This is a genomic window from Erwinia sp. STN24 (assembly GCF_041320675.1).
Taxonomy (GTDB): domain Bacteria; phylum Pseudomonadota; class Gammaproteobacteria; order Enterobacterales; family Enterobacteriaceae; genus Erwinia; species Erwinia aeris.
This window is the reverse complement of record NZ_JBGGPM010000001.1, coordinates 392,112-415,772: the sequence shown is the minus strand read 5'-3', so window position 1 is coordinate 415,772 and position 23,661 is coordinate 392,112. Positions and strand designations below refer to the sequence as shown.

The 23,661-nt window shown below is 54.4% G+C and carries 26 protein-coding genes; 14 read left to right on the top strand and 12 right to left on the bottom strand.

Features of this window, described 5'->3' with window-relative positions; translation table 11 throughout:
• Positions 1-120 precede the first annotated feature (120 nt).
• Entirely contained in the window at positions 121-357 is a 237-nt protein-coding gene (locus tag ACA373_RS02035; protein WP_253454535.1) for a hypothetical protein, read from the top strand.
• On the opposite strand, the gene ACA373_RS02030 is transcribed toward ACA373_RS02035, so the two are convergent.
• From ACA373_RS02030 to ACA373_RS02020, 3 genes are all read right to left on the bottom strand, one after another.
• Positions 358-567 carry a hypothetical protein gene (locus ACA373_RS02030; RefSeq protein ID WP_370733925.1) on the bottom strand — a complete coding sequence of 70 codons (210 nt, stop codon included), beginning with the start codon at positions 565-567 and terminating at the stop codon, positions 358-360. It lies immediately after the preceding gene.
• Between the two features lie 544 nt (positions 568-1,111).
• Positions 1,112-1,399, bottom strand: a complete 288-nt coding sequence (locus ACA373_RS02025; RefSeq protein WP_253454536.1) for a phage holin family protein — start codon at positions 1,397-1,399, stop codon at positions 1,112-1,114.
• Positions 1,386-1,766 (bottom strand): putative holin, encoded by a 381-nt coding sequence (locus ACA373_RS02020; protein WP_125289672.1) that lies wholly within the window; start codon positions 1,764-1,766, stop codon positions 1,386-1,388. Before ACA373_RS02020 ends, ACA373_RS02025 begins: the two co-directional genes overlap by 14 nt.
• 523 nt (positions 1,767-2,289) lie before the next feature.
• Between ACA373_RS02020 and ACA373_RS02015 the strand changes: the two genes are divergently transcribed.
• The 4 genes from ACA373_RS02015 to ACA373_RS02000 all read left to right on the top strand — a co-directional run bounded on the left by ACA373_RS02015 (position 2,290) and on the right by ACA373_RS02000 (position 4,824).
• Positions 2,290-2,736, top strand: a complete 447-nt coding sequence (locus tag ACA373_RS02015) for a PACE efflux transporter (protein WP_253454537.1) — start codon at positions 2,290-2,292, stop codon at positions 2,734-2,736.
• Between the two features lie 186 nt (positions 2,737-2,922).
• Complete coding sequence (locus ACA373_RS02010) at positions 2,923-3,432, top strand: AAA family ATPase (protein WP_370733924.1); 510 nt, start codon at positions 2,923-2,925, stop codon at positions 3,430-3,432.
• A gap of 10 nt (positions 3,433-3,442) precedes the next feature.
• Positions 3,443-3,928, top strand: a complete 486-nt coding sequence (locus ACA373_RS02005; RefSeq protein WP_253454539.1) for a GNAT family N-acetyltransferase — start codon at positions 3,443-3,445, stop codon at positions 3,926-3,928.
• A gap of 131 nt (positions 3,929-4,059) precedes the next feature.
• A complete protein-coding gene (locus ACA373_RS02000) occupies positions 4,060-4,824 on the top strand; it encodes an SDR family NAD(P)-dependent oxidoreductase (RefSeq protein ID WP_370733923.1) in 765 nt (254 codons plus the stop codon).
• A 25-nt stretch (positions 4,825-4,849) separates the two neighbouring features.
• Here ACA373_RS02000 and ACA373_RS01995 read toward each other — a convergent pair whose 3' ends face one another.
• The 8 genes from ACA373_RS01995 to ACA373_RS01960 form a co-directional block, all read right to left on the bottom strand.
• Positions 4,850-5,134, bottom strand: coding sequence for a hypothetical protein (locus tag ACA373_RS01995; RefSeq protein ID WP_370733922.1), 285 nt, complete (start codon positions 5,132-5,134; stop codon positions 4,850-4,852).
• Between the two features lie 62 nt (positions 5,135-5,196).
• Complete coding sequence (locus tag ACA373_RS01990) at positions 5,197-5,874, bottom strand: SOS response-associated peptidase family protein (protein ID WP_370733921.1); 678 nt, start codon at positions 5,872-5,874, stop codon at positions 5,197-5,199.
• 823 nt (positions 5,875-6,697) lie between these two features.
• The gene (locus ACA373_RS01985) at positions 6,698-8,107 is read right to left on the bottom strand and encodes a 6-phospho-beta-glucosidase (RefSeq protein ID WP_253454543.1); all 1,410 of its coding nucleotides are present in this window, start codon (positions 8,105-8,107) and stop codon (positions 6,698-6,700) included.
• Between the two features lie 106 nt (positions 8,108-8,213).
• Entirely contained in the window at positions 8,214-9,089 is an 876-nt protein-coding gene (locus tag ACA373_RS01980) for an ROK family protein (protein ID WP_301251808.1), read from the bottom strand.
• Between the two features lie 65 nt (positions 9,090-9,154).
• Positions 9,155-10,594, bottom strand: a complete 1,440-nt coding sequence (locus ACA373_RS01975) for a 6-phospho-beta-glucosidase (protein WP_301251736.1) — start codon at positions 10,592-10,594, stop codon at positions 9,155-9,157.
• Positions 10,595-10,614: 20 nt separating this feature from the next.
• Positions 10,615-10,956: a PTS lactose/cellobiose transporter subunit IIA gene (locus ACA373_RS01970; protein WP_253454545.1), complete on the bottom strand. Its 342-nt coding sequence runs from the start codon at positions 10,954-10,956 to the stop codon at positions 10,615-10,617.
• On the bottom strand, positions 10,956-12,275 hold the full coding sequence (locus ACA373_RS01965) for a PTS sugar transporter subunit IIC (RefSeq protein ID WP_253454546.1): 1,320 nt from the start codon (positions 12,273-12,275) through the stop codon (positions 10,956-10,958). Before ACA373_RS01965 ends, ACA373_RS01970 begins: the two co-directional genes overlap by 1 nt.
• Positions 12,275-12,595 (bottom strand): PTS sugar transporter subunit IIB, encoded by a 321-nt coding sequence (locus ACA373_RS01960; RefSeq protein WP_370733920.1) that lies wholly within the window; start codon positions 12,593-12,595, stop codon positions 12,275-12,277. The genes ACA373_RS01965 and ACA373_RS01960 overlap by 1 nt, the downstream gene beginning before the upstream one ends.
• A gap of 287 nt (positions 12,596-12,882) precedes the next feature.
• Here ACA373_RS01960 and ACA373_RS01955 point away from each other — a divergent pair, with 287 nt between their 5' ends.
• Positions 12,883-13,911, top strand: coding sequence for a LacI family DNA-binding transcriptional regulator (locus ACA373_RS01955; RefSeq protein ID WP_253454548.1), 1,029 nt, complete (start codon positions 12,883-12,885; stop codon positions 13,909-13,911).
• Positions 13,912-14,383: 472 nt separating this feature from the next.
• Here ACA373_RS01955 and icd read toward each other — a convergent pair whose 3' ends face one another.
• Positions 14,384-15,634: an NADP-dependent isocitrate dehydrogenase gene (gene icd, locus ACA373_RS01950; protein WP_301729699.1), complete on the bottom strand. Its 1,251-nt coding sequence runs from the start codon at positions 15,632-15,634 to the stop codon at positions 14,384-14,386.
• Between the two features lie 131 nt (positions 15,635-15,765).
• On the opposite strand from icd, the gene rluE reads away from it, so the two are divergent.
• From rluE to ACA373_RS01910, 8 genes are all read left to right on the top strand, one after another.
• Positions 15,766-16,398: a 23S rRNA pseudouridine(2457) synthase RluE gene (gene rluE / locus ACA373_RS01945; protein ID WP_301251732.1), complete on the top strand. Its 633-nt coding sequence runs from the start codon at positions 15,766-15,768 to the stop codon at positions 16,396-16,398.
• A gap of 17 nt (positions 16,399-16,415) precedes the next feature.
• Positions 16,416-16,892, top strand: coding sequence for an NUDIX domain-containing protein (locus ACA373_RS01940; RefSeq protein WP_125289649.1), 477 nt, complete (start codon positions 16,416-16,418; stop codon positions 16,890-16,892).
• A gap of 58 nt (positions 16,893-16,950) precedes the next feature.
• Positions 16,951-18,048, top strand: coding sequence for a tRNA 2-thiouridine(34) synthase MnmA (gene mnmA / locus ACA373_RS01935; RefSeq protein ID WP_370733919.1), 1,098 nt, complete (start codon positions 16,951-16,953; stop codon positions 18,046-18,048).
• 50 nt (positions 18,049-18,098) lie between these two features.
• Positions 18,099-18,740, top strand: coding sequence for a high frequency lysogenization protein HflD (hflD, locus tag ACA373_RS01930; protein WP_125289647.1), 642 nt, complete (start codon positions 18,099-18,101; stop codon positions 18,738-18,740).
• A gap of 18 nt (positions 18,741-18,758) precedes the next feature.
• Complete coding sequence (gene purB / locus ACA373_RS01925; protein WP_125289646.1) at positions 18,759-20,129, top strand: adenylosuccinate lyase; 1,371 nt, start codon at positions 18,759-18,761, stop codon at positions 20,127-20,129.
• A gap of 148 nt (positions 20,130-20,277) precedes the next feature.
• A complete protein-coding gene (gene phoP / locus ACA373_RS01920; protein ID WP_125289645.1) occupies positions 20,278-20,946 on the top strand; it encodes a two-component system response regulator PhoP in 669 nt (222 codons plus the stop codon).
• Entirely contained in the window at positions 20,946-22,406 is a 1,461-nt protein-coding gene (gene phoQ, locus ACA373_RS01915) for a two-component system sensor histidine kinase PhoQ (protein WP_370733918.1), read from the top strand. Before phoP ends, phoQ begins: the two co-directional genes overlap by 1 nt.
• Before the next feature lie 96 nt (positions 22,407-22,502).
• Positions 22,503-23,630 carry a cupin domain-containing protein gene (locus ACA373_RS01910; protein ID WP_253454551.1) on the top strand — a complete coding sequence of 376 codons (1,128 nt, stop codon included), beginning with the start codon at positions 22,503-22,505 and terminating at the stop codon, positions 23,628-23,630.
• The last annotated feature ends 31 nt before the right edge of the window (positions 23,631-23,661 follow it).

The window sequence follows — 23,661 nt, the reverse complement described above, 5'->3', positions numbered from 1 at the left end:
CCTCTTTATTACTTTAATGAGTTGTTAAAATTTATTTAAATAAATTTAAATTTCGTAACAACCTAAAGTTTTCTCCGGACGAGCCGACGATCTGAGCAGGCAATTAATTGAGACGCAACTATGGCGGTTATATCTGTTCCTGCGCTGGGAGGGCTACTGGCGAAGGCTGAATGGCGTAAAGGCTCGCCGTTAACGAAGGAAGAAGTGGAAAAGATTCGGGATATCACCACGCAGGTTTTAGTACCGGATAATATAGCCCGCACGCTGGATCCTTTTTGCGGATACGCTAATGTCGATCCGCAAAAATGCTGGGAAACCTGGCAACGCTATCGGGCCGACGCGCTGGCCCGAAGGTAATCAGCGGTTTTCCTGCGTTTTTTGATGCTCAGCGATTTCGGCGTAAAGCAGATCGTAAACCTGTGCAGCGTAGGCCGAGCTGTCTCGCAACATTTGAATAGCATCCTCAAGCGTTTGCGGCTCCATCTGGCCTACAATTCGCCACCCCAAAGCGATGTTCTTCGCTTCTTCCAGTCGTTCCGGATGATAGACATACGCAGCTTCTGACACGAAATTCTCCTGATTTGAGTTTTGGCCCTATTTTACTGAGCAATGGCTGAGCATCTCAACCCTTGATTTAAACAGATTTAACTTTTTTGCCATTTTTACCCATCTTTTACCGGAAAATGTTTCTTTATCCGGCAAATCTACAGGGGATTAAAGAGAAAAACAGACTAATCCTGGCAGAAGAAAGTTGTAAACCCAATGAAGATTAACTACCGCTGGTAAATAATGTAAGGAAATCGTTCGTTTTACCATTATTAATGAAACTTTCCCGTAACAGAACATTTCTGGCGGATTTGGCCTTATTCGCATCGTGAAAGAAAGCGATTTATTAATAGCGGGAGCGGGGATTGACTGCCTTTTAATACAGCAGGTTATGTCTGAAAAGAACGCGCAACAGATTGATGGATAAGCGGCAGAGTGAACATGTATTTATTACGCTAATTTAGCTTAGGTAAGAATAATATATTAATACGGCGTATGACCTTAACAGTACCGTTCAAAAAAAGAACTCCTGCCAGTGAGACAAGCCGACCGGCAGGCGAAAATTTCATCTACCGGGGCGCAGCACGGCAAGGATCTCCGCTACGTTGCCTTTTGAGCGAAATACCGCCGCGCAGAACACCAGATTGATGAGGATAGAAGCCCAGCTGCTATGACTGTAATCATCAAAGAAATAACGAAACGGAACCGAACCATAGGCCAGCACCAGCAGATAGGCCAGCCATGATGCCCACCATTGATGGTGCGCGCCGGGCTTACGGAAAAACATCAGCCGCAGGGCAATTGCCGAGCAGGTGATCACATTGGTAATCACCATAGGATCATTTGTGACCATGAAAGCCTCCTTTGATGCGGGCCAGCCAGGCGGCCGGATCCTGCTGATTAAAGAATGTTAAGGTTTTAATGGCCAGCGCCGAGAGCAGTACCGCTCCAAGCCCATCCAGCGGCCTGTCGCTATATCCCAACAGGCCAGCCAGTTTGGCGCCTACAACATCGGCGCCGAACACGCCCACGATCCATGAGACAACAAAATAAGCAGCCCGCACGCGCAAAGCGATGTCAGCTGCGCCGGCAACATAAAACACCGCTCCGGCAAAAGAGCCAAACAACACGCTGTAGTTCATGCCACCTAACTGACTCGCCACACTCGCTCCGGCTGAAGATACAACACCAATCCTCACTACCATTTCATGAATGAACATAGAGCCCCCTTTCTGCTTCAGCGTCTTCTCAAATGGACGAGAAAAAAATCCCGGCCTGCGCCAGGAATAAGAAAATTCGATTTAGCACAGCTGGAGTAGTTGATATTTTTACATTAGTGCGGGAAATGCGTACGCGTGAGGGCGCTGTAAATTTATTTGGTGCTGATTCTGAAAAGCCACGCAGCTAACCAGACGAGCTGTCAGTCCTGATAAGGGAACCGTGCGGTTCGACGCTATGACGCTGCCTGAAGGGTCATGAGGTCGTAAAGGAAAGGTAGACGGCGCGGCATTTATTCGGCGAAAGGCATCGCTTCTGCTGTGACCAGCAGTTTATCAAGTTTTTTTCGCTTTCAGTCTCAGAAATGACGCCACAGGGTGCGTCAACCTGTTTTATGCGTTCAGGATCCCGCGATAAAGACAAGAAATGATGGTAGACAAAGTTTCCGGTAAGCAGGATTGCTACCCTACCGGCCCGTAACCGCCTGCCTGCCGGGCGCAACCGTTGAGATTATCGGAAACTTTAATGGAAACAGTGTTAAACAAAACGTTGAAAGAAAGGGTTTTTCACTCAATACTTTTTGAGGTGGTGGCTAATGTCCTGATTGCGCTCATGCTGGCGGCGATATTAGCCGTGCCCGTAACGCAATCTGCCGTGCTGGCAGCGCTGTCCGCCGTCACGGCGATGCTGTGGAATGTTATTTTTAATCGCCTGTTTGATGCTGTTCAGATAAGAATGGGTTTCAGGCGGAGCCTGCCTGTCAGGATCCTCCACGCCGTCCTTTTTGAAGCCGGACTGCTTGCCGTCCTGATCCCGGTAACCGCCTGGTGGTTTACCGTCTCATTGTTGAAAGCCTTTATGTTGCAAATTGCGCTGGTCGCCTTTTTTCTGCCTTATACCGTTGTGTTTAACTATGTTTACGACTTTTTCCGGTTTCATTGGGTTTGCCGCTCCAGGGGCGCAGAGAGGTGATAATGCCGCGTATTATAACAAGCTGCCTGATTTTACTGGTTTTAGCCGTGCTGATTATCAATTATTCGGTGCCCATCAGGTTCGCTGTAGAGGATCTGCTTTACCATCTGGCGCTGTTTCTAATGCGCCTTCGCTCGCCCTGAACGGTTTGCTGTAAAAAGGGTATTGTCGTTAACGAGGAATGTTATGGTCGATTCTGCTGCTTCTCCACCTTTGCTGCATCTGCTGTGCGGTAAAATTGCTTCCGGTAAATCCACCCTGGCGCAGCAGCTTGCCAGTGCTCCCCGCACGCTTATCCTGTCTGAAGACAGCTGGCTGTCCGGGCTTTATGGCCCGGAAATGAAAAACGTCACGGATTACGTCAAATACGCTGCAAGGCTGCGCGATACGCTGACGCCTCATCTTGTGGCCCTCTTGACAACGGGCACTTCCGTAGTGCTTGATTTTCCGGCAAATACGCTTGCGCAACGCCAGTGGATGAAACAAATTGTGGACCAGGCCCGCTGTATGCACATCCTGCATTTCCTGGATGAGCCAGACAGTTTGTGTAAAACCCGGCTGGCGTTAAGAAACCAGGCCAAAAACCATGATTTTGCTGCTACAGAGGCCGAATATGAGCTTATCAGCCGCTATTTTGTTGCGCCGGTAAAAGAAGAAGGTTTTAACATCAAACGTTATTCCAGCCACGCTGGCTAAGGTCAAGCCGATGATCAGACGGGCACGCCCGGAAGAAGCGCGGGCGCTATGGCAACTACGCAATCTGGCTATCCGCGCCGGTTGTAGAGCGTCCTACGGTGAAGAGAAGGTCATGGCCTGGACGCCGGACAAAATGCCTGGTGGCTATCTTCAGGCCATTGTTCAGCACCCTTTTTTTGTGGCAGACGCGCCGGGTTTTCCCGTAGCGACAGGCTTTCTTGACAGCGAAAAGCACAGCGTGGAGGCCATTTTTACCCTGCCGGACCATATGGGAAAAGGGTACGCCACGCAAATTTTGACGGCCATAAAAAATGAGGCCCTCTCCAGGGGCATCACTACGCTTACCCTTTCCTCCACGCCGGACGCCATGACATTTTACCAGCGTCACGGCTTTACGCTGCTCAGACAATCGGTTTACCACTCTGCGCTGGCGGGCGATCTGCTCTGCATGGAGATGCAGGCCGGGCTGTTACATTCAGAAAAAGTTACATTCTGAAACCCCTGAAAAACCAGCTAAATAACAATAAGTTAATTGCCTCCCCTTTTTGCCGGGCTTGCGATCCGTCACAGGCCTGCCAGGGTTAACGGAGCGTTTTAACAAGAGATTTATTCCAACAGGAGGTTAATATGGCCCGTTTTCAGCAAAAAGTCGTGGTGGTAACCGGTGCAGGTTCCGGTATTGGTCAGGCTGCGGCAGAACGCTTCGCCAGCGAAGGCGCTTCCGTGGTGCTGGTAGGCCGCACGAAAGAAAAGCTGGATAAGACGCTGGCGAAACTGGCTCAGGGTGAGCATCTGGTTGCAACTTGCGACGTGGGTGAGGCGGAACAGGTAGAACGGCTTGCCAAAAACGTACTGGATAAATATGGTCGGGTGGACGTGCTGGTAAATAATGCCGGCCAGATCGTGCAGGGCCGCATTCATGAGATCGCGCTGGACGACTGGAAACAGCTGATGAAGGTTGACCTGGACGGCGTGTTCTACTGCGTGTACTACTTTATGCTCGCGCTGCTGAAAAGCAAAGGCAACGTGGTTAACGTTTCTTCCGTTTCCGGGCTGGGTGGCGACTGGGGAATGAGCGTTTACAACGCCGCCAAGGGCGCGGTCACCAATTTTACCCGCTCGCTGGCGCTGGATTATGGCGAAGACGGCGTACGCGTAAACGCCATCTGTCCCGGCTTTACCTTTACCGATCTGACGGAAGAGATGAAAGATAACCAGCAGCTGCTGAATAAGTTCTATGAGCGTATTCCGCTGGCGCGTGCAGGTGAACCGGAAGATATCGCCAGCGCGATTGCCTTTATTGCCAGCGATGACGCCCGCTATATCACCGGCGTTAATCTGCCGGTCGATGGCGGTATCATGGCATCCAACGGTCAGCCTAAACAGGCCTGATGTTTCCGGCGGCACGGCGTGCCGCCTAATCCTCGTTATTGGCCGCTCGCCATTGATTAATCATTTCCGCCGTCACTTCTTTTACATAGCAAATCGGCGCTTCACCGCCCTGCCTGCTCCATGCGCTTCGTCCACCGCAGCGGCTGCCGTTTCTGGCTGAATTAAACGGGCAGGCGCAGCTACCCGAATAGTCTGCGATGGACTCGGCTACAATCCGCTGCTGCACTTCCTCGTCCGACAGCCGGGCAGCCAGCGCCGGGTCTGCATAAAAAAATATTATCGCCAGGCTTAATACCCATTTTAATCTCATAGCGCCTGTCCTTACGATCTTCTTGCTGTTTGCAGCGGAAAGGGATGTTTTTGTGTGCGACCTCAGGCCGTTTCAACCTCATCAATCAGATCGGGACGCTGATTTTTGACATTGCCCACGGCCTTACTAACCGGATGCCAGGCAAATTCATCAATCGGGACGGCCCCCTCTTTTACTATTTCGCTCGCCTGCTCCGGGGTGGTTTTTTCACTTATCCAGGCAAGCGCGGCCTCGGGCGTCAGCACCAGCGGCCGACGATCGTGAATATCCAGGAGTCCTTTATCGCTGGCGGCCGTTACGATCAAGAAGCCCTCATGGTCGTCCTCTTTGTTAAAAGGCGCTTTACCGATGGCCGCAAAAAAAAGCGGCCCGCCGCTCTGATGATAAATAAAGTAAGGCTGCTTGTTACTGCCGTCGCGTTTCCATTCGTACCAGCCGTCGGCCATGACTATCGCCCGCCCGCTGCGCCAGAGCGGCTTAAACATTTTGCCCGTCGCCGCCGTTTCCGATTTAGCGTTAATCAGCGGCTGCTTGTGCCACCATTCCGGGCTGTATCCCCAATGGACAGGATCGAGATGAAGCGTCGCGTCACGTTCATTGAGCAACAGTACGCGCGTACCTGGCGCCACGTTATAGCGGCCAAGCGGCTCTGGATCGTAAGCGATATCCCGCTCGATACTGTTGCTCAAGGCTTCCAGATAAGCCTCACGGGATCGGTATTGAGTAAAACGTCCGCACATAATCTCCTCCTTTTCGATAAGCGTAGCAGCGAAAAACGGCAGGCCGCCCATGCCGTTCCCTTTTTTTCACGCGCTCGTAGCAGGCATAACTCGCCCTTTTGTAACGAAAGTTTATTAGTTACTGTCGCTTACCTTACCGCCGCAGGCTGAGCTGGACAGCCTGGCGGAAACAGCGTGATAGTACTGTTTTTTTATCAGGATCCTTATTGAGATTTATAAGCGTATATTATCTTTGCTTCGTCACTTACAGAGAACAGAGATGAAAAAAACGACCTTGCTTTTGCTGGCGTCCCTGATGGCTGTGCTGTCTGCTTCAGCATTCGCCTGTCCTAAGGGACAACATCCCCATGGCGGTACCGGTTCCCATCATAAAGGCGGCTATTGCTCTTACTGAGTCTTATTTTCAGAGCACCGCCCCCGAGTGATTTTTTATCAAGGCGCAAGCATTTATCAGCATGGCAAAGACCTGACACAGCAACATTGCGCCTTTTATAACGGCTTTAGATGAACAGGTTCAGCGCTCATCATCGCCGACCGCAAACAGCACTCCCCCCACCACAGATCGCCAGGCTCCCCCTGTCAGCAGTAAACTTAAAAAAGAACAGCATGCTGGCCGTCAGAAATCAGAGGGCAATGAACGGATAGCGCGCTAAAAACCTGTAACGGCGCTGAATAAAGTGTTTATCAGCCTCCGACAAGAAGGTTTCTTTACGCCTTTAAGCAGGTATGGCATCACCTTATTTTTTAAAAAAGGATAGCGATGGCATCAGGAAGATATCAGGTATACAGGCTGCCGCCCGACACGGGCGGCAGGTGCTGGCCGTCAGGCATGCGCTTCGCGGTCCGCCAACAGCTGGTCGACAAACGCGACGATTTCCGGCTTATCCCGCTCTATTTGCGCTATTTTTTCGGCAAATTTCGGCAGATACGCCTTATGGGCATACAGTAGCGCATCCAGCACTTTGATGGCCGTATCGCCAGCCGGGATCAGCGGATTGATGGTAAACGCATGCAGCGCCGCGCCATAATCGCCGGTCACGGCCGCTTCGATAGTGGTTTCCTCCATCGCCTTCATCAGCTGGATCATGCCTCGCGCCGCAGGCGGCAGCGCTCCCCAACGCAGCGGCTCCGGGCCATGCGCGGTAATAGCTGCCGTCACTTCCACAATACAGTCGAAAGGCAGATCGGCAATGGCGCCGTTATTGCGCGTTGACACCACCATCTGTTTACCGGTGTTGTTCTGGATAGCGGCGATCAGATCGCAGGCCGCATCGCTGTAGTGTGCGCCGCCGCGCTGGCTCAGCTCTTCCGGTTTGTAGTTAAGGTTGACGTCCTTGTAGAGTTCAAACAGCCGCTTTTCGGTTTTTTTCACCACCTCGGCGCGCGTTTCATACTGCCTGAATTCTTCAACAGCGTGCGCCAGCATCGGCTCCTGTAAATAGTAATAGCGATGATAGCCGCACGGCAGAATGCCAAGGTGTTTGACCTGCTCATAGTGGAAAGGGATCTGGTGAATATTTTTCAGGCCTTCATCAGAGCGATCGCGCTGTTCCGGCGCATAGATTTTATCGATCAGTTCGGCGGTGCGTTCATTTCCTTTGTTGTCCCAGACGCGGTGCCAGTGAAAATGGTTAAGCCCGGCGAACTTGAAGTTTAGTTCGGCCTCGGGGGTCTCCAGCAGCTCACAGGCCTGGGTGATATGGCTGAAAGGCACGTTGCACAGCCCCACCGTTTTTTCCCATTGACCATATTTTATCGCGGCTTCCGTCACCATCCCGGCCGGATTGGTAAAGTCGACCAGCCACGCGTTGGGACAAAGCACGCGCATATCGTCAATAATTTCCAGAATAACGGGAATGGTGCGGAACGCTTTAAACAGCCCGCCCGCACCGTTGGTTTCCTGCCCCAACAGGCCGTTAGCCAGCGGGATAACCTCATCTTTCAGGCGAGCATCCAGCAGCCCTACGCGAAACTGCGTGGTCACGTAGTCGGCATCTTTCAGCGCCGCTTTACGATCGAGCGTCAGATGAACCTGCCAGTCCAGTCCGGCTGCCGCAATCATACGCTTCGCCATATTGCCGACGATTTCCATTTTTTCGGCGCCGTCCGCAATATCCACCAGCCAGAGTTCCGCAATGGGTAACCGATCCTTGCGCAGGATCAGCCCTTCGATCAGTTCCGGGGTATAGCTGGATCCGCCGCCGATGGTGACAATCTTTATTTTGTTTTGCATACAAAAAGCTCCTTGAATGAGCGGACAGACAGAGAGTGGGCTGAAAGCAGGTAGCCCTGCCCCTCACCGCATGGATGATGAATGACTGAATAAAACCCGCTGGGCTTTATTTATGCCGGCTGTTCAGGTAGTGATACACCGCGCCCGTCAGCCCCGCGCTGTTGCCATGGCTGGCTCTGGCGACAGACACCGTCAGGCCATACCAGGCCAGATGCGCTTTGATCTCGTCGATAAAGCCTGGCCGTTCGGTTATGCCTCCCCCCAGGAAGACACATTCCGGATCGAACAGATGCGCCAGGTTATAAATGCCCGAGCAAAGATCCTGATAAAATTGCGTAACCAGCCGGACGCAAATTTTATTTCCCTGGTCATAGCCGGCGAATATCTCTTCGCCCGTGACCGTTTCCAGCGGCCTGTCGCTTATCAGCGAATAGCGCCTGCGCAGGACCGCCAGCGTGCAGTTTTCATTCATGGTGTAGCTGTTCAGCCGTCCCGCGCCCGGCCGTTCGCTGAGCAGGTAGCCGAATTCGCCCGCCCTGAAACGATGCCCGCGCACCAGCTCGCCGTTGCAAAAGAGCGCGCCGCCAATGCCCGTGCCGATAGTCATCATCAGAAAATCCCGCATCGTCTGCGCGTTGCCCAGCCAGCGTTCGGCCAGCAACGCGCAGTTGGCGTCGTTTTCTACGCTAACGGGCAGGCCAGTTTTATTTTGTAGCCACGCCTGTAAAGCAAAGCCGTCAAAATCGCGCAGGGAGCCGCCCATCGTAATAAAGCCCGTCCAGGGATCGACGTAGCCGGGAACGCTCAGGGCTATTCCTTCACATTCGGAATGGCTCGCCAGCCATGCCTGAATCGACGCCAGTATGTGCTCGCCGGAAAAATTCGGGACCGCCGTTTTTTCCTGCGCCAGGATCTCGCCCTTCTCGTTCAGCACGCCCATTTTTAAGGCGGTTCCGCCAATATCGTAAGCTGCAATTCTCATCATTCACTCCGGCTTGTTGGCGGGCGGCATGGCACCGCCCGTCAGGCCTTTCCGGTCAGCCGGATTTAAAGGGATGCACCGTCAGAGGCGATAACCTCTTTATACCAGTCGAAGCTTTTCTTTTTGGCGCGGGAGAAATCGCCGCTGCCGTCATCGCTGCGGTTAACGTAAATAAAACCGTAGCGCTTATCGTACTGTCCCGTGCCGAAAGAGACGCAGTCCAGGCAGCCCCAGGGCGTAAAGCCCATCAGATCGACGCCATCCTCCAGCACGGCTTTTTTCATCTGCACAATATGCTCGCGCAGGTAGCTGATACGGTAGTCGTCGTTGATCTCGCCGTTCTCCTCAACCTTATCGAACGCGCCGAAGCCGTTTTCCACGATAAACAGCGGTTTCTGGTAGCGTTCATAGAGCACGTTAAGCGTGTAGCGCAGGCCGACCGGATCGATCTGCCAGCCCCAGTCGGAAGCTTTCACGTGCGGATTTTTACGGCTGCCGGGGAACGCCTCCAGCGGCGTATCGTCAGTTTGCCGGGCGGTCGCGTACTCTACGGCGTTGCTCATGTAGTAGCTGAAGCCAAGGTAGTCGGTGCAGCCTTCGCGCAGCGTCTGCTCGTCTTCCGGCGCCATATTGATAGTAAATCCGCGCTGCGCCCACTCTTTGCGAACCCAGGCAGGGTAAGCTCCGCGCATATGCACATCGCCAAACAGATAGCGCTGCTGCATCGCTTTGTGCGCGTACATTACGTCGTCCGGATGACAGGACCACGGATAGAGCGGCACCATCGCCAGCATGCAGCCAATTTTAAAATCCGGATTGATGGCGTGGCCCAGCTTCACCACTCTGGCGCTGGCAACAAACTGGTGGTGCAGCACCTGGTACATCACTTCTTCAGGGTTTTCGTGATCGGTAAAAATGACGCCGGAGTTGCTGTAGCCATACAGCGGCTTGCGCCAGTTGCGCTGATTGTTGATCTCGTTAAAGGTCATCCAGTATTTCACTTTGTGCTTATAGCGCTTTAGCACCACTTCGCTGTAGCGCACAAAGAGGTCAATCAGCTCCCGGTTAAGCCAGCCGCCATACTGTTTAACCAGATGCAGCGGCATTTCAAAGTGCGACAGCGTGATCACTGGCTCAATGCCGTGCTTTAACAGCTCGTCAAAAACGTCATCATAAAACTTCAGCCCCGCCTCGTTAGGCTCGACCTCGTCACCCTGCGGAAAAATACGCGTCCAGGCGACAGAGGTGCGGAAACACTTAAAGCCCATTTCCGCAAACAGCGCGATATCTTCCTTGTAACGATGATAAAAATCCGTGGCGAGGTGATTAGGATAATTTTTACCGGCAATCACGCCGTCGGTGATTTCTCTGTCCACACCGTGCGAACCGCCCGTCAGCACGTCGACAATGCTCGGGCCTTTGCCGCCCTCCTGCCAGCCGCCCTCAACCTGATGAGCAGCGACGGCGCCGCCCCATAAAAAATCAGCGGGTAATTTGTCAGACATAAATGGTTCCTTTTTAAAAACTACTGCGTACGGGTTTTGGTCAGCTCCTGCACTTCACGATGCAGGTAGATAATCTCTTCCACCAGCTCACGGCACAGCATGGCGTTCATCAGGTGATCCTGTGCATGCACCAGAATCAGGTTGACCGGGATTTTGCCGCAGCCTTCGTCCGCGCCGATCAGCTCAGTCTGGATCCTGTGTGCTTCACGCACGGCTTTTGTCGCCTCCAGCAGCGAGGCGTCTGCCTCTTCCCAGCTATGCTTTCGCGCCGCCTGGAGCGCCTGCATGGCAGCAGAGCGCGCTTCACCGGCATGGATAATCAGCTCCATCACCGTCGTTTCCATATCCTGTGGTGCATCCATTATTTGGTCTCCTCAGCCAGAACCATGCCGTCAGCCATTTCCGCTTCCTGTTGCAGCAGCTGGCGTTCATACATTTTGAAGAACGGGTAATAAATTAACGCCGACAGGCCAATCAGAAACGCGACCAGCACCACCGCGCGCCAGTCCCAGCCCGTAGACCAGGCAGCGCCAATCGGGCCGGGCGTAGTCCACGGCGCCAGGGAAATGGCATGGTTAATCAGGTTGGTGCGCGTCGCTGTCCAGGCGATAACCGCGTTGATCAGCGGCGTGGTCACAAAGGGAATAAACAGCAGCGGATTCATTACTACCGGCGAACCGAAAATGATGGGCTCGTTGATATTGAACATGCCGGGAACCAGGCCCAGACGACCGATCGAGCGCAGATGGGCAGACTTGCTGCGCAGATAAAGGATCACCAGTCCCATAGTCGCGCCGGAGCCACCCACCGTAATAAAGAACTGCCAGAACGGCTCAACAAAGACTTTGGTGACCTCCTGCCCCGCGTTAAGCGCTTCCTGGTTAATACCCAGGTTAGCCAGCCAGAACGCCTGGAGCAGGCCGCCGACGATTGCCGCGCCGTGGATGCCGGCAAACCAGAGCAGATGGCACAGCAGCACGGCTATCAGCACGGCGGGCAATGAGTCCGCAGCGGACAGGATTGGCGCAAACAGAGACATAATTGCCTGCGGCAGGATCAGCCCGAAATGGCTCTCCATAAGCAGATTCAGCGGATAAAGCGTGAGGAAAATAACCAGGATCGGGATCAGCAGATCGAAAGACTGCCGGATTTTGGGCGGCACCTGTTCGGGAAGCTTAAAGCCGATATTGTATTTCGTCAGCAGATGCATGATTTCGGTACAGTACAGGCTGATAAGAATGGCGGTGAAGATGCCCTCACCGCCCAGAGAGGCAACCGACAGCGCACCATCTTTTTGCGGCGCGGCGACCACCAGAAAGGTCATCAGCGAGAGCAGCGCGGCCATCAGGCCGTTGAGCTTATAGCTCTGCGCCAGGTTATAGGCGATAGCGCTGGTGATGAAGACGGCCATAATCCCCATCGTCATATTGTAAGGCATCATCAGCTGGTCGTTATATTGCCTGACGATGCCCAGCCACCATTTTGCAAAAGCCCACTGGCTGTTTTCACTGAACGGCGGATGAGAAAACAACAGCATAAAGGAACCTACAATTAAAAACGGCATGGAAGCAATAAAGCCATCTTTAATAGCGACAACATGTCTTTGTGAAGATAAGCGCGCGGCTACCGGACTGATACGATTTTCAATCACCCCAAACAGCGAATCGGCCAGTGTGCTCATTATGCCCCCTGATGAGATTCAATAAGCGACAGGGCGGATTGCAGAATTTTTTCGCCGTTAAGCATCCCATAATCCATGGTGTTAATAACGGCAACCGGTTTATGGTATTCGGCCGCGCATTTCTGAAAATCATTGAGCTTGTATTTGATTTGCGGGCCCAGCAGGCAGCAGTCAAAATCAGCGATCTTTTCGCTGAACTCTTCCATGCCAACTGCCTGAATTTTCGTATCAATCGCGAGCTTTACGGCGGCCTTTTCCATCCGCTGCACCACCATGCTTGTGGACATGCCTGCAGAGCAACATAATAATATCTTGATCATAACATCCCCCTTTGTTTCCTGAATTTTTACGCGCCATTCGATCAGCCTGCAACCGGTTACAGATCCTCTTTTTGCTTTTTGTGATCCATCACCCACTCATTCAGTAATTTATTTATCGCTAAACATAAAATAATGTGAGACCGGTTACAGATTATTTATTTATGACGCACCTGAATATATTTACCGTGCATCATTTAATCTTTTCTGGCGTGGCGAGAAAAAAATGCGGGTTTTAACCGCTGCGTTTTTGGTTACAATAAGCGGCCGATACAGAAAGGAAACTCTCCATGATTACGATGCTGGATGTGGCCAGGCGTGCTGGCGTCTCAAAAGCGACCGTTTCTCGCGTGCTGGCCGGGCATGGCTACGTGTCGAAAACGGTGCGGGACAAGGTCATGAGCGCCGTGGAGGAGATGGGCTACCGGCCTAACTTACTGGCGCGTAATCTGGCGACCAACCGCAGCCAGAGCATTGGCCTGATGGTGCCCAATACCCTTTATAACGGCCCCTTTTTTAGCGAGCTGCTCTATCAGGTAGCGACGCTGACCGAACAGCTGGGGTCGCAGCTGGTGCTGGCCGACGGCAAACACACGGCGGACCAGGAGCGGCAGGCCATCAATTTTTTGATCGACAGCCGCTGCGATGCCCTGATCATTTATCCAAGATCGTTGAGCGTAGAAGAGATCGACGCGCTGATCCCGACGATCAGTAAGCCAATGCTGATCCTGAACCGCAGTTTAAAAACGTTCCCACACTATGCCGTCTGCGCCGATCATGAAAACGATACGTTCCAGGCGGTAGATTATCTGATTGGCCAGGGACATCGGGAAATCGCGTTTATCAAAGGCATGGCGGGATCACACACCGGTCTCAGTCGACTGAACGGCTATTTATCCGCGCTAAAACGGCATGAGATTACGCCACATCCGGCGCTGATGCTGGAAGGCGGCTGGACTAACGAGAGCGGCAGGCTGGCGGCCTGCGAGCTGCTGCGGCGCAACGTCAGGTTTTCCGCTATTGTCGCCAGTAATGACGATATGGCGATCGGCGCCGCCTGCGCGCTGAGCGCCGTGGGGCTGAAAGTGCCGGACGATGTCTCCCTGCTCAGCTTTGATGATATCCCCGTCGCCGCCTATGTGACGCCAGCGCTGACTACCGTACGCGTGCCGGTTGCAAAGATGGTGTCCAGCGCGATGATGCAGCTGGCGAAAATGCTGGATGGCGGGCAGGTCGAGCCGCTGGCGCTGATGCCGGGCGAACTGATCCGCCGACAGTCGGTGGGGATCGGGCCTTATGGTAAGGCACAGGAGAGATGAAGCCTGCCAGGGATCGGCAAGCCGTTATCTTACTTTTCCCGTTACAAACCCGGCGATCTCACGGTTTCCTGAGGTATAGCCTGGGGATTCTCTCTCCCGTCAGATGTGCTGTTATAACTCTGTAGCGATCACACCACTTTTGCATGAAACAGTAGAATTATTTATATTATCTGCAAATTTTTCAAAGGCGATGGCATTGCCACGCTTAGAGCAATCACTAGGCACGTCATGTAGCCCAGGATATTGTGTGGTGAAGAGATCCGGACATCTTAATAATCAGGTGTGGAAACGGTTCAGGGATGCCCCTTTTAAGAGTGGGTTATAACCTGTTTCCATTGCGAGACGGGGCGTTAGCACTATTTAAACTGCGCTTATTATGTACCGTTTTAAAAGGATTTGGATAAAGGCCTGGAATATAAAAAGCCAACATAAAATTTACATCCTATGTTGGCTACATATTGCAAAGCTCAGCTTACATGTGCTGAATCATAGCATCGCCAAACTCTGAAGATTTCAGCAGTTTAGCGCCGTCCATCAGACGTTCGAAGTCGTAGGTTACGGTTTTGGCCGCGATGGCGCCTTCCATACCTTTAACAATCAGGTCTGCGGCTTCAAACCAGCCCATGTGGCGCAGCATCATTTCTGCGGACAGAATAACGGAACCCGGGTTCACTTTATCCTGACCTGCATATTTAGGCGCCGTACCGTGGGTGGCTTCAAACAGCGCGCATTCGTCGCCGATGTTTGCGCCAGGTGCGATACCGATACCGCCAACCTGCGCCGCCAGGGCGTCGGAGATGTAATCGCCGTTCAGGTTCATACAGGCGATAACGTCATATTCTGCCGGACGCAGCAGGATCTGCTGCAGGAACGCATCGGCGATCACGTCTTTGATAACGATCTCTTTGCCGGTGTTCGGGTTTTTGATCTTCATCCACGGGCCGCCGTCAATCAGCTCGCCGCCGAACTCGTCTTTCGCCAGCTGGTAACCCCAGTCTTTGAATGCGCCTTCGGTGAACTTCATGATGTTGCCTTTGTGCACCAGGGTCACAGAATCGCGATCGTTGGTGATGGCGTATTCAATCGCCGCGCGTACCAGGCGCTTGGTGCCTGCTTCTGAACATGGCTTCACGCCGATGCCGCACTGCTCAGGGAAGCGAATTTTCTTCACGCCCATTTCGTCGCGCAGGAATTTGATCACCTTATCCGCTTCCGGCGTACCGGCTTTCCACTCGATACCGGCATAGATATCTTCGGAGTTTTCGCGGAAGATCACCATATCGGTCTCTTCAGGACGTTTAACCGGGCTTGGCGTGCCGGTATAGTAACGGACCGGGCGCAGACAGATATAGAGATCCAGCTGCTGGCGCAGGGCCACGTTCAGGGAACGAATACCGCCGCCAACTGGCGTGGTCAGTGGGCCTTTAATCGCCACACGGTACTCTTTGATTAAATCGAGGGTTTCCTGCGGTAACCAGACGTCCTGGCCGTACAGCTCTACTGATTTCTCACCGGTATAAATTTCCATCCAGGAAATTTTACGCTCACCGTTATAAGCTTTCTGCACGGCGGCATCGACCACCTTGATCATCACGGGAGAAACGTCGACCCCAATACCGTCACCTTCAATAAAAGGGATGATTGGATTGTTTGGGACGTTCAGCTTGCCCTGATCCAGGGTGATTTTCTGACCTTCCGCCGGAACAACTACTTTGCTTTCCATTAACCTCTCCTTCGAGCGCTTTTTTGTTAATGATTTGTAAGATGCGCGTCAATACTACTCGAATATTCACGCCGCGCCAATCTTCACCGCTTTGCGTTATAATGCGCCCATTGTGAACAAGTGCAAAGACTATGCGTAAATCTTCTGTTAATAATCACCGCCTTAAACGATTCAGCCCGGCCCGCAGCGCGAAAGCCGCCGACAAGGGGCCAAGGCGTGTTATCGTTTTTAACAAACCCTTTGACGTCCTGCCGCAGTTCAGCGACGAGGCAGGCCGCAGCACGTTAAAAGATTTTATTCCCGTTAGCGGCGTTTATGCTGCCGGCCGTCTGGACCGCGACAGCGAAGGCCTGATGGTGCTGACCAACGACGGCGCGCTGCAGGCTAAGCTGACGCAGCCGGGCAAACGCACCGGAAAAATCTATTATGTTCAGGTGGAAGGCGCACCGGGCGAGCGTGATATTCAGCCGCTGCGCGATGGCGTTAATCTGAAAGATGGCCCTACGCTGCCCGCTGGCGTAGAAATCGTCGAGGAGCCGGAGTGGATTTGGCCGCGCAACCCGCCGGTACGCGAGCGCAAGGCTATTCCCACCAGCTGGCTGAAAATCACTTTATTCGAGGGTCGGAACCGTCAGGTGCGGCGCATGACCGCCCATATCGGCTTCCCTACCCTGCGTCTGATCCGCTTTGCTATGGGCAATACGGAGCTGCAAAACTTATCGCCCGGCGAATGGCGCGACGTCACCGGCGACTTTCCCCTCTAAGCCTGCAAGGAGTCAGCATGTTTAAACCGCACGTTACCGTAGCCACCGTCGTTCAGGCGGAAGGCCAGTTTTTGGTGGTTGAGGAAATGGTGCGCGGCCGCGCCACCTGGAACCAGCCCGCAGGCCACCTGGAAGCCAACGAGACCCTGCTGCAGGCCGCCGCGCGCGAGCTGTACGAGGAGACGGGCCTGGAGGCCGTTCCTCAGGTTTTTCTGCGGCTTCATCAATGGATCGCGCCCGACAATACGCCGTTTCTGCGTTTTTTGTTCGCGCTGGATTTACCGAAAATGCTGCCGACCAGCCCTCAGGATCGCGATATCGATCGCGCATTATGGTTGCCGCCGGAGGCGATTATCGGTGCGAAAAAGCTCCGTTCGCCGCTGGTTGCCGAAAGTTTGCGGATTTATCAGCAGGGCGTACGCTATCCGCTTGAGGTGCTGAGCGCGTTCCAGTGGCCCTTTAGCGAGGATGCGCCCGCCGCCGACGCGTGGTAGAATATGCCGCAATTTTAAAGTGCAGCCTTTAACTGCAACTCAAAGTCGGGTATTTCTCATGTCATTAGGTAAAAAAGTGATCGTCGGTATGTCCGGCGGCGTGGACTCCTCCGTTTCCGCCTGGTTACTGCAACAGCAGGGCTATCAGGTTGAAGGCCTGTTTATGAAAAACTGGGAAGAGGACGACGGTGAGGAATACTGTACCGCAGCGGAAGACCTGGCGGATGCGCAGGCGGTCTGCGACAAGCTGGGCATCCACCTGCATACGGTGAACTTTGCGGCGGAATACTGGGACAACGTGTTCGAGCATTTCCTCGAAGAGTATAAGGCTGGCCGCACGCCTAACCCGGATATTCTCTGCAACAGAGAGATCAAATTCAAAGCCTTCCTGGAGTTCGCGGCCGAAGATCTGGGTGCGGATTTTATCGCTACCGGTCACTACGTGCGTCGCCGCGACGTTGACGGCAAAAGCCAGCTTTTGCGCGGTCTGGACGACAACAAAGACCAAAGCTACTTCCTCTACACGCTGGGCCATGAGCAAATTGCGCAGAGCCTCTTTCCGGTTGGTGAACTGACCAAGCCAGAAGTGCGCCGCATTGCCGAAGATCTGGAACTGGTGACGGCGAAGAAGAAAGACTCTACCGGCATCTGCTTTATCGGCGAACGCAAGTTCCGCGATTTCCTGGGGCGCTATCTGCCCGCTCAGCCCGGCGCTATCGTCAGTACGGAAGGCGACGTGGTGGGCGAGCATCAGGGGCTGATGTATCACACGCTGGGCCAGCGCAAAGGACTGGGGATCGGCGGCACCAAAGAAGGCAGCGAAGAGCCGTGGTACGTGGTGGATAAAGACGTGGCGAACAATCTGCTGGTGGTTGCGCAGGGTCACGACCATCCGCGCCTGATGTCGGTCGGGCTGATCGCCCAGCAGCTGCATCTGGTCGACCGCGAAATTATCGCCGCGCCAATGCGCTGCACGGTGAAAACCCGCTATCGCCAGAGCGATATTCCCTGTACGGTAACGCCGCTGGGTGCCGATCGGCTGGAAGTGCGTTTTGACGAGCCGGTCGCGGCGGTCACGCCGGGCCAGTCCGCCGTGTTCTATCAGGGTGAAATCTGTCTGGGCGGCGGCATTATCGAAGAGCGTCTGCCTCTTTAAAAAGGTTATGCCGGGCGGGCCTCTGTCCGGCGGCGCATACAGGAGTTACCGTGGCGAAAAATTATTACGACATTACGCTGGCCCTCGCGGGCATCTGCCAGGGCGCGCACCTGGTGCAGCAGCTGGCGCATCAGGGACACTGCCCGCCCGAGTCGCTAAAGGTGTCGCTGTCGAGCGTGGTCGATCTCAACCCCTCCTCGACGCTCGCCGTTTACGGTGGCAAAGAAGAGAACCTGCGCTTCGGGCTGGAGACGCTGATTGCCGTGCTGAACAGCAGCAGCCGTCACGGCGCGGGCGCGGAGCTGACGCGCTACACCCTGAGCATGATGGTGCTGGAGCGCAAGCTGAGCGCCAGTAAAACCGCGCTGGACGAACTCTCAAAACGCATTGCGCAGCTGGATCGCCAGCTGGCGCATTACGACCTGGAATCCGATACGCTGCTGAGCGCTATGGCCGCCATCTATGTGGATGTGATTAGCCCGCTTGGCCCGCGTATCCAGGTCACCGGCTCGCCCGCCGTGCTGCAAAACTCGCAAATTCAGAGCAAAGTCCGCGCCGCGCTGCTGGCCGGTATTCGCTCCGCCGTACTCTGGCATCAGGTAGGCGGCGGCCGCCTGCAGCTGATGTTTTCACGCAATCGCCTTGTGAAAGAGGCGAAACAAATTTTATCCCGTTGTCCCCAACCTCTTTAATCTTCAGGAGTTACACTGATGGAATTATCCTCTCTGACTGCCGTCTCCCCTATTGATGGCCGTTATGGCGACAAAGTCAGCCCGCTGCGCGCTATTTTCAGCGAATTTGGCCTGCTGAAATTCCGCGTTGAGGTTGAAGTACGCTGGTTACAGAAACTGGCCGCCTGCGCAGAGATCAAGGAAGTTCCTGCATTTGACGCTGACGCAAACGCTTACCTTGATGCAATTGTCGCTAATTTCAACGAAGAAGATGCCGCGCGTATTAAAACCATCGAGCGTACCACCAACCATGATGTCAAAGCGGTTGAGTATTTCCTGAAAGAGAAAGTAGAGCCGGTTGCCGCGCTGCACGCCGTATCTGAATTTATTCACTTCGCTTGTACTTCTGAAGATATCAACAACCTCTCGCATGCGCTGATGCTTAACACTGCGCGTCGTGAAGTCATCGTGCCCTACTGGAACAAAATTATTGCGGCGGTTAAAGACCTGGCGGTACAGTATCGCGATATTCCGCTGCTTTCCCGTACGCACGGCCAGCCCGCCACGCCTTCCACGCTCGGCAAGGAGATGGCGAACGTCGCCTACCGCTTTGAGCGCCAGCTGCGTCAGCTGGAGCGCATCGAGGTGCTGGGTAAACTCAACGGCGCGGTCGGCAACTACAACGCCCACATCGCCGCCTACCCGGAAGTGGACTGGCACCAGATGAGCGAAAGCTTCGTCACCTCGCTGGGCATTACCTGGAACCCCTACACCACCCAGATCGAGCCGCACGACTACATTGCCGAAATGTTTGACTGCATCGCGCGCTTCAATACCATTCTGATCGACTTCGATCGCGACGTGTGGGGCTATATCGCGCTGAATCATTTCAAACAGAAAACCATTGCGGGCGAAATTGGTTCCTCCACCATGCCGCACAAGGTCAACCCGATCGACTTTGAAAACTCCGAGGGCAACCTGGGTCTGGCTAACGCCGTGATGCAGCACCTGGCAAGCAAGCTGCCGGTTTCCCGCTGGCAGCGCGATCTGACCGACTCCACGGTGTTGCGTAATCTGGGCGTCGGCATGGGCTATGCGCTGATCGCCTATCAGGCGACGCTGAAAGGCGTGTCCAAACTGGAAGTGAACCGCGATCGCCTTCTGGACGAGCTGGATCACAACTGGGAAGTGCTGGCGGAACCAATCCAGACCGTGATGCGCCGTTACGGTATTGAAAAGCCTTACGAAAAACTGAAAGAGCTGACTCGCGGCAAGCGCGTGGATGCCGCAGGCATGAAAGCCTTTATCGATGGTCTGGCGCTGCCGGAAGAAGAGAAAACCCGCCTGAAGCTTATGACGCCCGCCAACTATCTGGGCCGCGCGGTGCAGATGGTCGACGAGCTGCCGTAATTTTCCGCGCGCCGTCTGGTTCGCGCTACATCAGAAGGCCGACGCAAGTCGGCCTGTGTTAATCTATTGTTTATCTGCTTTAACCTATACTTTCCTCAGATCGTAATCGGCCCCGGTCTTTGACCGAATCTACTGAAAGGATAATGTTATGCGCGTATTGATTGTGGAAGATAATCCCTTACTGCGTCATCATCTGGCCGTGCAGCTGCGCGAAATGGGCCATCAGGTAGATGCGGCGGAAGATGCCAAAGAAGCTGACTATTTTCTTACCGAACATACCCCCGATATTACCCTGGTCGATTTAGGCCTGCCGGATGAAGACGGCATGACGATGATCCGCCGCTGGCGCGGTCTGGAAGTCAAACAGCCGATCCTGGTGCTGACGGCTCGCGAAGGCTGGCAGGCTAAGGTAGAAGCGCTGGAAGCCGGTGCCGACGACTACGTGACCAAGCCTTTTCATATTGAAGAAGTGGTGGCCCGTATGCAGGCGCTGATGCGGCGCAACAGCGGCCTGGCTTCACAAATCATCTCGCTGGCGCCTTTTCAGGTCGATCTGTCGCGGCGCGAGCTGAGCGTCAACGAGCAACAAATTAAGCTGACCGCTTTTGAATACACCATTATCGAAACGCTGATCCGCAATGCCGGTAAGGTCGTCAGCAAAGATTCGCTAATGCTCCAGCTTTATCCCGACGCTGAACTGCGTGAGAGCCACACCATCGACGTATTGATGGGGCGCCTGCGTAAAAAAATTCAGGCCGTCTGGCCGCAGGATGTGATCACCACCGTCCGCGGGCAGGGTTATCGGTTCGATCTTTAATGACGTTACTTCGTCCTGATACGCCTTTTTCACTGCGCGCCCGCTTTCTGTTAGCTACGGCGGCGGTCGTGCTGATCCTGTCGCTCTCTTATGGCATGGTGGCCGTTGTCGGCTACGTGGTCAGTTTTGATAAAAACACCTACCGGGTAATGCGCGCGGAGAGCAATCTCTTTTTTACGCTGGCGCAGTGGCAGAATAACCAGTTAACCATTGCCCAGCCCGAGCGGGTATCGCTTAACTTCCCTACTCTGGTTTTTATCTATAACGAGGACGGCAAGCTGCTGTGGCAGCTGCGCGACGTGCCGGAGATCCGTTCTCGCATCAAGCAAGAATGGCTTAAACGCGCTGATTTCTATGAAATTGACGCCGATAACAACATCAGTCGCCAGGCGCTGGGCGATAATAAGGAAGCGCAAAATAAGCTGACCGCCTATGACGACGATAACAACGACACTTTTACCCACTCGGTAGCGGTAAACCGCTACGCGGCGACGCCGACCCTTCCGGCGTTGACCGTGGTCGTGGTGGATTCTATTCCTCAGGAGCTGCAGCATTCCGACGTGGTATGGTCGTGGTTCAGCTATGTGCTGCTGGTCAACCTGCTGCTGGTCATTCCTTTGCTGTGGCTGGCCGCGCACTGGAGCCTGCGGCCGATAGGCCTGCTGGCCGCACAGCTGCGCGAGCTGGAGCACGGCACGCGCGAAACCCTGGCCGACGAAACGCCGCAGGAGCTGCAAAGCCTGGTGCGCAACCTGAATTTTCTGCTGGATAACGAGCGTCAGCGCTACACCCGCTATCGCACCACGCTCAGCGATCTGACCCACAGCCTGAAAACACCGCTGGCGGTGCTGCAAACCACGCTGCGTTCGCTGCGCGGCGGCCGCAACCTTTCCGTCGAGCAGGCCGAACCTATTATGCTGGAGCAGATCAGCCGTATCTCGCAGCAGATCGGCTACTATCTGCACCGTGCCAGCATGCAGGCCGATCACAACGTGCTGAAGCGCGAGCTGCATTCCGTGCCGGCGCTGCTGGACAGCCTCTGTTCGGCACTGAACAAGGTTTATCAGCTGAAAGGCGTGGAGCTGACGCTGGATATCTCGCCGGAAATTACCTTTGTCGGCGAGCAAAATGACTTTATGGAAGTGCTGGGTAACGTGCTGGATAATGCCTGCAAGTACTGCCTGGAATTTGTGGAAATCCGGGGTCGCCAGACCGACGATGAGCTGCATTTGATCGTGGAAGACGACGGGCCGGGCATTCCGGAAAGCAAACGCGATATGATTTTTATTCGCGGTCAGCGCGCCGACACGTTGCGTCCCGGCCAGGGCATTGGTCTGGCCGTGGCGCGCGATATCGTGGAGCAGTATGCCGGCGATATCATCGCCACCACCAGCGAACTGGGCGGCGCCCGAATGGAAGTCATCTTCCGCCGTCAGGAAGTGGTCGGCGAAAAACCCTGAAGGCGGCTATTTGCGGCGGCGGCCGCAAATGCTTTTCCCTGCCATCCTTTCCGACTGTTATAATCGATGAAATTCAGCGTTTCAGGAAGACCCATTATGGATTATCAGCTCGATCTCAACTGGCCCGATTTTATCCAGCGCTATTGGCAAAAGCGTCCCGTCGTGCTCAAGCGCGGCTTTAAAAATTTTGTCGATCCTATTTCGCCGGACGAGCTGGCCGGTCTTGCGATGGAAAACGAGGTCGACAGCCGCCTGGTCAGTCATGACAACGACAAGTGGCAGGTCGCGCACGGGCCGTTTGAAAGCTTTGACCACCTTGGCGAAAACAACTGGTCGCTGCTGGTGCAGGCGGTCGACCACTGGCACGAGCCTTCGGCCGCGCTGATGCGCCCTTTCCGCTTTCTGCCGGACTGGCGCACTGACGATCTGATGATCTCCTTCTCCGTGCCCGGCGGCGGTGTTGGTCCGCATCTGGATCAGTACGATGTCTTTATCATTCAGGGCACCGGCCGTCGCCGCTGGCGCGTGGGCGAAAAAGTGGCCATGAAGCAGCACTGTCCGCATCCGGACCTGCTACAGGTCGAGCCGTTCGACGCGATTATTGATGAGGAAATGGAACCGGGCGATATCCTTTATATTCCGCCAGGATTCCCACACGAAGGCTACTCGCTGGAAAGCGCGATTAACTATTCCGTTGGCTTCCGCGCGCCAAGCGGCCGCGAGCTGATTAGCGGCTTTGCGGACTATGTGCTGTCGCGCGAGCTGGGCAGCCGTCGCTTTACCGATCCGGACGTGCCAGCGCGTGAAAATACCGCAGAAATTCTGCCGCAGGAGCTGGACGGTATCCGCGAAATGATGCTGGAAGTGATTAACCAGCCGGAACACTTTAACCAGTGGTTTGGCGAGTTTATCTCCCAGTCCCGCCACGAACTGGATGTGGCGCCGCCGGAACCCCCTTACCAGCCGGATGAGATTTACGACGCGCTGCAACAGGGCGACAGCCTGCAGCGTCTGGGCGGCCTGCGCGTGCTGTCTATTGGCGATGCCGTGTTCGTTAACGGCGAGCAGCTTGAATCGCAGCGGCCGGACGCATTGCGGGTGTTAGCGAATCAGCATTCCGTGCACGCGGCGGATCTGGGCGAGGCGCTGGACGATCCGTCTTTCCTGGCGCAGCTGGCGGCATTGGTTAACAGCGGCTACTGGTACTTCAGCGAAGAAGAATAACCGTAACGGCCCTGATTTCAGGGCCGTTTTT